The sequence below is a fragment of the Pseudomonas sp. HMWF021 genome (genome assembly GCF_003061005.1).
In the GTDB taxonomy this organism is placed as follows: domain Bacteria; phylum Pseudomonadota; class Gammaproteobacteria; order Pseudomonadales; family Pseudomonadaceae; genus Aquipseudomonas.
In genome coordinates this window covers 18,649-30,201 of record NZ_QAIK01000144.1, presented here as the reverse complement: position 1 = coordinate 30,201, position 11,553 = coordinate 18,649, and the positions used below count along the sequence as shown (strand labels likewise).

Genomic DNA, 11,553 nt, shown 5'->3' with positions numbered 1-11,553 from the left:
TCCGTGGCCTCGGCGTAGGCCGCAGCTTCCACGCGAATCAACTGACCTTGCGCATCGCGTTGCACGTAAAACATTGAGCATCCCTCAGAAAGAACCAGCGTCATGCTGTCAGCAGCATAGGCCAACTGCGCGCGAGTATGCGGTGCGGCGACGAAATCGTCACCGGTGCGATAGCTGCAAACGTGACGGCCGCCCCAAGGGGCGGCCGTTTTGCTCTCGCGTCAGCTGTTGTTGTGGTCGACCTTGATGGTCGGGTCGCTGCCGGCAATCAGGTTGTGAATGTTGGCGGTTGACCAGTTGTTGCCTTCCAGTTTGATCGTCACGTCCGGCGTGGCGGCCGCCGCGTCACCGGAGTTGAACTTGCCGCCGGAGCTGACTTGCAGCGACGACACACCGTCGACCGTGGAGATCTTCAGGAAGTTGTCGATGGTGCTGCCGGTCTCGCCCTGCAGCAGATCGCGCAGGTCGATGCGGTCACCTTCGCTGGCATTGAAGTCCTTGATCACGTCGTTGCCGGTGTCGCCTGCTTTCCAGACGAAAGTGTCGGCACCGGAACCCCCGATCAGGATGTCGTTGCCCTGGCCACCGATCAGCGTGTCGTTGCCGGTGCCGCCGAGCAGGATGTCATTGCCTTTGCCGCCATCGAGCAGGTCATTGCCGCCCGAGCCGAACAGGATGTCATTGCCCGCGCCGCCCAGCAGGGTGTCGTTGCCATCATGCGCGCCGGACACATCGAACGCCTGATAGTGCTCGGTAATGTACTGGTGCACGTTGCTGGTGGTGACCTTGCTGACGTCGACGCCGGTCTGCTGTGCCACGAACGCCTGCATCGCCTGATAACCCTCGCCGGCAATGCCGTTGAAGCTCACCAGATCGCCGAACAGGATGTCGTTGCCGTCGCCACCGCTGACAGTGTCGTTGCCCGGCATTGTCGCTTCGGTGTGGCCGATGATCGAGTTCGCCAGATCCTTCGGGTCGATGTTGGTTTGCGGCGAGTGATCCGAGTCATACGGTTTCAGGTCGTTGAGGCTGACCCCGCTGTTGATACCGATTGCCTCGACATTCGACAGACCGCTGAGCAAGGCGAAGCTGCTGGTCGAGTTATTGGTGGTGGCCGAGCTGGTGCTGCTGCCGGAGCCCGCCAGGCTCGACAGCTCGTAAGTGCCGTCGCCCTGGGCGTGAACGGTACCCAGGCTGTTCCAGTCCCAGCTGCCGTTTTTATACGTTTGCAGAACAGCAGCACCGGCGGCACTGATGGTCAGGTAGTGCGTGCTATCGATGTAAGTGGCGAACGTATCGCCCAGCTTGTAGTTGCTGGTCGTCACCACACTGTCGAACTTCACGCTGCCGTACAGCGTCGGGTTGGTCTGCTCGCCGCTCTGGTAGTAGGTCGGTTGGCCGTCAGTGATGAAGTAGGTGAGGTTTTTCGCCCCGGTGTTCGCGACAGCTTCCGCGCTCTGGAAGAAGTTCGCCGTGGTCTTGAACACGTCTTCGTAGTTGGTCCCGCCGCCGGAGGTCATCGAGTCGAGTACGGCTTTGAGCTTGGCCAGTGCGTTCGAGTCGTTGAGGTTCACCGACACCGACTTGTTGACCTGTGTATCGAAGTCCACCAGGAAGATGTTCACCGTGCCCGAGTTGCTGCCGCCCAGGCTTTGCTTGAGGGTGTTGAACACCGAAGTCAGCGAGTCCTTGGCGGCGTTGATCGACGAAGTGCTCATGCTGCCCGAGCTGTCGACCATGAACGCGATGTTGTAGTTGGTGCCCGGCACCACGGTGAGACCGCCGATGTCGGCGACCATGATGTCGTTGCCATCGGTGCCGTTGAAGGTGTCATCGCCAGAAGTACCGACCACCGCGTTGTACACCGCCGGCACCACGGTGACCGGAATCGTCGCGGTGCTGCTGGCCGAACCGCCAACCATTTCAGTGGAGGTCGAAGTCACGGTCAGGTTGAACTGGCCGTTGTAGTAGGTCGGCGGGGTTACGGTCAGGCTGCCCAGGTTCCAGCCGGTGACGTTGGCTTCGCCGTTGCTGGCGGTGACTGTGAAGGTGTGACCGTTGCCGTCGGAGAGAACCGAGCCGACCGGCGCGCCACTGATCTTGACGCTCAGGGTTTCCGAGCCGTCGGTATCGGTCAGCGCGGTATTGATCGCCGACAGTTTCACCGTGGTGCCTTCGGCGCCGGTGTTGAGCTTGTAGCCGTCGTAATAGCCTTCGCCGTTAGTGCCGTGCAGATCGGAGACAGTCACTCCGGCGTTCACCAGATCCTGCACGCCGGTGTAGATCGGCACGCCGGCGCTGCTCAGGTCGATTGGCGTACTGCCGTTGACCGACAGGTTCACGTCATAGCTGCCCGGGCCGCTCTGGTTGTGGTGGTAGATGTCCAGGGTGTAGTAGCCGCTGGTGGTCGGGGTGAACGAACCACTGATCGCGCCGCCCGCGCCCCAGGTACCCGACGCCACGCTCTTGCCGCCAATGGTGATCAGCAGGCTGTCGTCAGCCACGCCGCTGAAGCTGTAGGTCTTGCCGGCTTCCAGATAGATCAGGCCCGAGGTTTTCGACGCAGTGCCTGCCGCGACGCTGCCGTCGGACTGCACGTTGGTCACGTTGGTGCTGGAGTTCGGGGTGCCGGCGCCGTCGATCACGTTTTTCAGCGTGGTCGAGTCAGCGCCGTTGCCGCTGGTGCCCAGGCCCGACAGGCCGGTCCAGACCTCCTTGACCAGTCCGGTGGACTTCACGCTGTTGTCGGCCACGCTCACGGTCGGTGCATCCGCCACTGGCGTGATGTCGATCTTCACGGTGCCGGTGTTGCCCAGCAATTGGCCGTCGGTTGGCTGGAACTTGATCTGTGCGTAGTCGGCCTGGTTGTTGCCCATGCCGGTGCCGCCGTAACCGTTGACGCCCGATTCGTTGGCATCCGGCATGAAGCGCAGTTTGCCGGCGTCGATGTCAGCCTTGCTGAAGGTCTGGTTGTTGGCGACGTCTTTCCAGGTCGAACCGTCCAGATACTGCAGTTTGCCTTCGCCCGGCAGCTGAGTGATTTTGATGCCCAGGCTGCTGGCCGGGCTGTCCACGTCAGTCACGCCGAAGGTCGACCAGCCGAGGATCAGCGGCGTGTCTTCGGTGCCGGTGACGTTGACCGGCGCTGCAACCGGTGCATCGTTGACCGCTACCACGTTGACCGTGGTGGTCGCGGTGTTGGAGTAGTTGCCGCCATCGGTCACGGTCACGGTGATGATCCGCGGCACGGTGCTCGGGTTTTCACTGCCGTTGGTGAAGGTGATGTTCTTGATCGCCTGCATGTAGTCGGCCAGCGTCGCGTTACCCGACAGGGTCAGGGTCACGGTGCCGTTGGTGCTGTTGGCATTGATGGTGATGCCGTTGACGCTGTTGCCCAGGTTCAGCGCATCGCCGTCCTGACGGTTGGTCAGGACGATGGTTGCACCGGTCAGCATGGTGCTGTCCGGGTCGGTGATCGTTAGGTCCATGTCGGCAATCGACACGCCGGCGCCCGGGGTGTTTTCGGTGAACGTCACCTTGTAGTCGGCACCGGTGGCGCCGCTGGAGTTGTTGGCATCCAGGTCGATGACCGGTGGCGCATCGTTGTCGATGATCGAGGTGCTGACGCTGCCGTTGGTGCTGCTGACGGCGAGGTTCTCGAAGTTGCCGCCAGTGGCCGAGTCGATCTTGACCACGAAGTTCTCGGTGCCTTCGGCGATCTTGTCATCGATGGTGGCGACGTTGAACTGCGCGCTGCTGGCGCCCGCCGGGATTTTCACGGTGTACACGCCAGTGAAGTCCGAACCGTCGGCGGCGGTGCCGCTGTAGACGATTTTCAGGGTCACGTCGGTTTGCGCTGGGTGCGTCAGGCTGACGGTGTAGCTGGCGGTCTGGCCTTCGGTCACCGAGGTGCTGCCGGTAATGCTGACGGTGGTGGTGTCGATGGTGTCAGTGACACTGGTCACCGCTGGCGCGGTGTTGGTCACCAGGTTTTCGAAATTGCCACCGCTGGCATTGGTGATCGTTGCCTGCACGTTGCCGGCATCTTTGTAGACGTCATCGGCTGGCGCTGGAACGGTCACGGTGCCGGTGGTTTTGCCGGCGTCGATGGTGATCACCGAGCCGTTGCTCAAAGTCACGGTTACCGGGGAACCGGCGGCGTTGCTCAGGGTGGCGGTGTAGGTGATCTGGCCACCCTCGTTCACCGCCGGGGTCGCGGACAGCGACAGGTTGGTGGTGTCGATGGTGTCGGTCACGGTGGTGCTGACCGGTGTTTTGTCGGCTACGAGGTTTTCGTAGTTGCCGCCGGTCACGTTGGTGATCGAGTTGGTCAGCGGCGCATGGCCGGTCAGCGCATCGTTCGGCGCGATGCTGGTCACGGTGCCGGTGGTTTTACCGATGTCGATGGTGATGGTCTGGCCGTTGGCCAGGGCCACCGTAACAGGTGAGCCAGTGACTGGCGCACCGACGGTGGCGGTGTAAGTGACGGTGCCACCCTCGGCCACGGTACCAGTGGCGGTGAGTTTCACGCCAGTGGTGTCGATGGTGTCGGTGACGCTTGTTACGGCTGGCGTGGTGCTTGGTACCAGGTTTTCGAAGCTGCCACCGGTCGCCGACTTGATGGTCGCCTGCACGGTGCCGGCGTCTTTGTAGACGTCGTCGGCCGGGGCAGGAACGGTCACGGTGCCGGTGGTTTTACCGGCCTCGATGGTGATCACAGCACCGTTCGACAGAGTCACGGTGACTGGCGAGCCAGCCGCGTTGGTCAGTGTCGCGGTGTAGATGATCGAACCACCCTCGGCGACCGTGTTGGTGGCGCTGAGGCTCAGGTCGGTGGTGTCGACGGTATCGGTCACGGTGGTGCTGACCGGCGTCTTGTCGGCCACCAGATTTTCGTAGTTGCCACCGGTCACGTTAGTGATCGAGTTGGTCAACGGCGCGTGGCCGGTCAGCACGTCGTTCGGCGCGATGCTGGTCACGGTGCCGGTGGTTTTACCGATGTCGATGGTGATGGTCTGACCGTTGGCCAGGGTCACGACCACAGGCGAACCGGTAACTGGCGCACCAACGGTAGCGGTGTAGGTGACGGTGCCACCTTCGGCCACGGTGCCCGTGGCGGTGAGTTTCACACCAGTAGTGTCGATGGTGTCGGTGACGCTGGTCACCGCTGGTGTGGTGCTTGGCACCAGATTTTCGAAGCTGCCACCGGTCGCCGACTTGATGGTCGCCTGTACGGTGCCGGCGTCTTTGTAGACGTCGTCAGCCGGAGCAGGAACGGTGACGGTTCCGGTGGTTTTGCCCGCATCGATGGTGATCACGGCGCCGTTGCTCAACGTCACGGTGACTGGCGAGCCGGCAGCGTTGGTCAGCGTTGCGGTGTAAACGATCGACCCACCTTCGGCCACGGTGCCGGTCGCGCTGAGCGACAGGTTGGTGGTGTCGATGGTGTCGGTGACCGTGGTGCTGACCGGGGTCTTGTCGGCCACCAGATTCTCGTAGTTGCCACCGCTGACGTTGGTGATGGCGTTGGTCAATGGTGCATGACCGGTCAACACGTCGTTCGGTGCGGTAGTGGTCACGGTACCGGTGGTTTTACCCACTTCGATGGTGATGTTCTGGCCGTTGGCGAGAGTCACGGTCACTGGCGAACCGGTTACCGGTGCACCGACGGTCGCGGTGTAGGTGACGGTGCCACCTTCAGCAGCAGACTCGGTCGCGGTCAGTTTGACCGTGGTGGTGTCGATGGTGTCGGTGACGCTGGTCACGGCCGGGGTGTTGCTGGTCACCAGGTTTTCGAAATTGCCGCCAGTCGCGGTCTTGATCGTGGCCTCAACGGTGCCGGCGTCTTTGTACACGTCATCGGCAGGAGCCGGAACGGTCACGGTGCCAGTGGTTTTACCGGCCTCGATGGTGATCACAGCACCGTTCGACAGAGTCACGGTCACTGGCGAGCCAGCCGCGTTGGTCAGCGTCGCGGTGTAGATGATCGAGCCGCCTTCAGCCACGGTACCTGTAGCGGACAGCGACAGGTTGGTGGTGTCGACGGTGTCGGTGACCGTGGTGTTGACCGGGGTCTTGTCGGCAACGAGGTTTTCATAGTTGCCACCGCTGACGTTGGTGATCGCGTTGGTCAACGGCGCATGGCCGGTCAGCGCATCGTTCGGTGCGGTGGTAGTGACGGTGCCGGTGGTTTTGCCCACTTCGATGGTGATGTTCTGACCGTTGGCCAGAGTGACGGTCACTGGCGAACCAGTTACCGGCGCACCGACGGTTGCGGTGTAGGTGACGGTGCCACCCTCAGCCGCAGACTCGGTCGCGGTCAGCTTGACCGTGGTGGTATCGATGGTGTCGGTGACCTGAGTTACAGCCGGCACGGTGCTCGATACCAGGTTTTCGAAGCTGCCACCGGTAGCGTTGGTGATCGTTGCTTGAACGGTGCCGGCGTCTTTGTACACGTCATCGGCAGGTGCCGGAACGGTCACAGTGCCAGTGGTTTTACCGGCTTCGATGGTGATCACAGCGCCGTTGCTCAACGTCACGGTGACTGGCGAGCCAGCGGCGTTGGTCAAGGTCGCGGTGTAGATGATCGAACCACCCTCGGCGACCGAGTTGGTTGCGCTCAGGGACAGGTTGGTGGTGTCGACTGTATCGGTAACGGTGGTCGAAACCGGGGTTTTGTCGGCGACCAGATTCTCGTAATTGCCACCGGTCACGTTAGTGATGGCGTTGGTCAACGGCGCATGGCCGGTCAGCGCGTCGTTCGGCGCTGTGGTGGTTACGGTACCGGTGGTTTTACCCACTTCGATGGTGATGTTCTGGCCGTTGGCGAGAGTCACGGTCACTGGCGAACCGGTTACCGGTGCACCGACGGTTGCGGTGTAGGTGACGGTGCCACCTTCGGCAGCAGACTCGGTCGCGGTCAGTTTGACCGTGGTGGTGTCGATGGTGTCGGTGACGCTGGTCACGGCCGGGGTGTTGCTGGTCACCAGGTTTTCGAAGTTGCCACCGGTGGCGGTCGAAATGGTCGCTTCGACTTTGCCTGCGTCCTTGTAAACGTCGTCCGCCGGCGCTGGAACAGTCACGGTGCCGGTGGTTTTACCCGCGTCGATGGTGATCACCGCGCCATTGCTCAATGTCACGGTGACTGGCGAGCCTGCAGCGTTGGTCAGCGTCGCGGTGTAAACGATCGAGCCGCCTTCGGCCACGGTACCGGTCGCGGACAGCGACAGGTTGGTGGTGTCGACGGTATCGGTGACGTTAGTGCTGACCGGGGTTTTGTCAGCCACGAGGTTTTCGTAGTTGCCACCGGTCACACCGGTGATCGAATTGGTCAGAGGCGCATGGCCGGTCAGCGCATCGTTCGGTGCGGTGCTGGTCACGGTGCCAGTGGTCTTGCCGACTTCGATGGTGATGTTCTGGCCGTTGGCCAGGGTCACCACAACCGGAGAACCGGTGACTGGTGCGCCGACAGTGGCGGTATAGGTGACGGTGCCGCCTTCGGCGACCGAGGTGTCGGCGGTCAGTTTGACGGTCGAGGTGTCGATGGTGTCGGTGACTTCGGTGACAGCCGGCACGGTACTCGGCACCAGGTTCTCGAAGTTGCCACCGGTGGCGGTCGAAATGGTTGCTTCGACTTTACCGGCGTCTTTGTAGACGTCATCGGCTGGCGCTGGAACGGTCACGGTGCCGGTGGTTTTGCCGGCGTCGATGGTGATCACGGCGCCGTTGCTCAATGTCACGGTGACGGGTGAGCCTGCAGCGTTGGTCAGGGTTGCGGTGTAAACGATCGAGCCGCCTTCAGCGACGGTGCCAGTGGCACTGAGCGACAGGTTGGTGGTGTCGACGGTGTCGGTGACATTGGTCGAAACCGGCGTTTTATCCGCCACGAGGTTTTCGTAGTTACCGCCGCTCACGTCGGTGATCGCGTTGGTCAGCGGTGCATGACCGGTCAGCGCATCGTTCGGTGCGGTGGTAGTCACGGTGCCAGTGGTCTTGCCGACTTCGATGGTGATGTTCTGACCGTTGGCCAGGGTCACGACCACAGGCGAACCGGTTACCGGAGCACCAACAGTCGCGGTGTAGGTGACGGTGCCACCTTCCGCAGCAGACTCGGTCGCGGTCAGTTTCACTGTGGTGGTGTCGATGGTATCGGTGACGTTGGTGATGGCTGGAACAGTACTCGGCACCAGATTCTCGAAGTTGCCACCGGTGGCGGTCGAAATGGTCGCTTCGACTTTGCCTGCGTCTTTGTAAACGTCGTCGGCTGGTGCTGGAACAGTCACGGTGCCAGTGGTTTTACCCGCATCGATGGTGATCACAGCGCCGTTCGACAGGGTCACGGTGACTGGCGAACCAGCCGCGTTGGTCAGAGTCGCGGTGTAAACGATCGAACCGCCCTCGGCCACGGTGCCGGTTGCACTGAGCGACAGGTTAGTGGTGTCGACAGTGTCGGTAACAGTGGTCGAAACCGGCGTCTTGTCAGCCACCAGATTTTCGTAGTTACCGCCGCTCACGTCGGTGATCGCGTTGGTCAGCGGTGCATGACCGGTCAGCGCATCGTTCGGTGCGGTGGTAGTCACGGTGCCGGTGGTTTTGCCGACTTCGATGGTGATGTTCTGACCATTGGCCAAGGTCACTACCACAGGCGAGCCGGTTACCGGAGCACCGACAGTCGCGGTGTAGGTGACGGTGCCACCTTCAGCGGCGGACTCGGTCGCAGTCAGTTTCACCGTCGTGGTATCGATGGTGTCGGTGACGTTGGTGACGGCCGGAACAGTGCTCGGCACCAGGTTCTCGAAGTTGCCACCGGTGGCGCTGGAAATGGTCGCTTCGACTTTGCCGGCATCTTTGTACACGTCATCGGCAGGGGCCGGCACGGTCACGGTGCCAGTGGTTTTACCCGCTTCAATAGTGATCACCGCGCCGTTGGACAGAGTCACAGTCACCGGAGTGCCGGCCGGATTGGTCAGGGTCGCGGTGTAAACGATCGAACCACCTTCCGCCACCGAGTCGCTGGCGGTCAGGTTCAGGTTGGTGGTGTCGACGGTGTCCGACACCGAGGTGTTTGCCGGTGTCTTGTCGGCCACCAGGTTTTCATAGTTGCCGCCGGCAACCTTGTCGATGGCGACGCTCAACGAACTGCCGCCCGCCAATGGGCTGTTCGGTGCAACGAAGTTCACGCTGCCGGTGGTTTCACCGACGGCGATGGTGATGGTCTGGCCGTTGGACAGGGTGACCACAACCGGCGAGCCGGTTACTGGTGCGGTCACGCTCGCGGTGTAAACCACGGTTTCGCCTTCGGCGACGTTGGCGGTGGCGGTCAGCGACACGGTGGACGTGTCGATGGTGTCGTTGACGGTGGTCACAGCCGGGGTGTTGCTGGTCACCAGGTTTTCGAAGTCGCCACCGGTTGCGCCCTTGATGGTCGCTTCAACGGTGCCGGCGTCCTTGTAGACGTCATCCTTCGGCGCATCGACGGTCACGGTGCCAGAAGTTTTGCCGGCCTCGATGGTGATCACCGCGCCATTGCTCAACGTCACGGTCACCGGGGTGCCGGCGGCGTTGGTCAGGGTCGCGGTGTAGGTGATCTGGCCACCTTCGTTCACCGCCGGCGTCGCGCTCAGCGACAGGTTGGTGGTGTCGACGGTGTCGGTCACGGTGGTGCTGACCGGCGTCTTGTCGGCAACGAGGTTTTCGTAGTTGCCGCCGCTGACGTCGGTGATCGAGTTGTTCAGCGGCTCATGACCGTTCAGCGCATCGTTCGGTGCGGTGGTCGTCACGGTGCCGGTAGTTTTGCCGATGTCGATGGTGATGGTCTGGCCGTTGGCCAGGGTCACAACAACAGGTGCGCCAGTCACTGGAGCGCCAACAGTCGCGGTGTAAGTGACAGTGCCGCCTTCAGCCACCGAAGTATCGGCGCTCAGCTTCACGGTCGAGGTGTCGATGGTGTCGGTGACTTCGGTAACGGCCGCAACGGTGCTTGGCACCAGGTTTTCGAAGTTGCCGCCCGCAGCATCCTTGATCGTGACTTCGACCTTGCCGGCGTCTTTGTAGACGTCATCGGCAGGTGCTGGAACAGTCACGGTGCCGGTGGTTTTGCCCGCGTCGATGGTGATCACGGCGCCGTTCGACAGGGTCACGGTGACTGGCGAGCCGGCAGCGTTTGTCAGGGTAGCGGTGTAAACGATCGAGCCGCCTTCGGCCACGGTGCCGGTCGCGCTCAGCGACAGGTTGGTGGTGTCGATAGTGTCAGTCACGGTGGTGCTGACCGGGGTTTTGTCGGCAACCAGATTCTCGTAATTGCCGCCGCTCACGTCGGTGATGGCGTTGGTCAACGGCGCATGACCGGTCAACGCATCGTTTGGCGCGGTGGTGGTGACGGTGCCGGTGGTTTTGCCCACTTCGATGGTGATGTTCTGACCGTTAGCCAGGGTCACGACCACAGGCGAACCGGTTACCGGAGCGCCGACGGTGGCGGTGTAGGTGACCGTGCCACCTTCAGCAGCAGACTCGGTTGCGGTCAGTTTCACCGACGTGGTGTCGATGGTGTCAGTGACTTCAGTCACTGCCGGAACAGTGCTCGGAACGAGGTTCTCGAAGTTGCCGCCGGTTGCACCGTTGATGGTGACTTCGACTTTGCCGGCATCTTTGTAGACGTCATCGGCAGGCGCTGGAACGGTCACGGTGCCGGTGGTCTTGCCCGCTTCGATGGTAATCACCGAACCGTTGGACAGGGTCACGGTGACTGGCGAGCCAGCAGCGTTGGTCAGGGTCGCGGTGTAGGTGATCGAACCACCCTCGGCGACCGAGTTGGTGGCGCTGAGCGACAGATTCGTCGTGTCCACGGTGTCAGTGACGGTGGTGCTGACCGGGGTTTTGTCAGCGACCAGATTTTCGTAGTTGCCGCCGGTGACGCCGGTGATCGAGTTGATCAGCGGTTCGTGACCCGTCAGCGCATCGTTTGGCGCGGTGGTGGTGACGGTGCCGGTGGTCTTGCCGACTTCAATGGTGATGTTCTGACCATTGGCCAGGGTCACCACGACTGGCGAACCGGTGACGGGTGCGCCAACTGTTGCGGTGTAGGTGACCGTGCCGCCTTCAGCAGCGGACTCGGTCGCGGTCAATTTCACCGAGGTGGTGTCGATGGTGTCGTTGACTTCGGTGACGGCTGGAACGGTGCTCGGCACCAGGTTCTCGAAGTTGCCGCCGGTTGCACCGTTGATGGTCACTTCAACCTTGCCGGCGTCCTTGTAGACGTCATCGGCAGGCGCCGGAACGGTCACCGTGCCGGTGGTTTTGCCGGCGTCGATGGTGATGACGGAGCCGTTGCTCAACGTCACGGTCACCGGAGTACCGGCCGGGTTAGTCAGGGTCGCGGTGTAAACGATCGAACCGCCTTCGGCCACGGTACCGGTGGCGCTCAGGGTCAGGTTGGTGGTGTCGACGGTATCGGTGACGGTGGTCGAAACCGGGGTTGTGTCCGCCACCAGATTTTCGTAGTTGCCGCCGGTCACGCCGGTGATCGAGTTGGTCAGCGGTTCGTGACCGTTCAGA

Annotated in this window: 1 protein-coding gene and 1 pseudogene; both read right to left on the bottom strand. The window is 62.0% G+C overall.

All coding sequences use genetic code 11. The annotated features are described in order from the left end of the window. Positions 1-74, bottom strand: a pseudogene (locus DBR18_RS29540) (tryptophan synthase subunit beta); the annotation flags it as partial. Between the two features lie 147 nt (positions 75-221). Further along, positions 222-11,553: immunoglobulin-like domain-containing protein (locus DBR18_RS20030; RefSeq protein ID WP_256588811.1), on the bottom strand; the 11,332-nt coding region annotated here is incomplete at its 5' end.